The sequence below is a fragment of the Alkalihalophilus lindianensis genome (genome assembly GCF_032843265.1).
Lineage (GTDB): Bacteria > Bacillota > Bacilli > Bacillales > Bacillaceae_D > Alkalihalophilus > Alkalihalophilus lindianensis.
On record NZ_JAWJBA010000727.1, the window covers coordinates 1 to 251 of the forward strand.

At 33.5% G+C, this 251-nt stretch carries 1 pseudogene; it reads left to right on the plus strand.

Annotated elements, in window-relative coordinates:
- Positions 1–136: pseudogene (locus tag RYX56_RS24085) on the plus strand (ABC transporter ATP-binding protein); the annotation flags it as partial.
- Between the last annotated feature and the right edge of the window lie 115 nt (positions 137–251).

The following is a 251-nucleotide window of genomic DNA, read 5'->3' on the forward strand; positions in this document are numbered from 1 at the left end:
TACGGGAGCATCACAGACAGAAATATCTAAGGCTCTCATTTTAAATGGGGTAATGGTAGAGGAAATCAATAAGAAGAACCATTCACTTGAAGATTATTTCTTAACATTAATTAATGGAGGCGGTATCCGTGCGTAAACTAATTAGTCTTGAAATCAAAAAATTCAAATTGAATTCCTATTGGAAAGGGATTGTGATTGCCAATATAGGCATAAAGGCTTTACTGTATTTGATTTATTACGGTGGAAAAAGT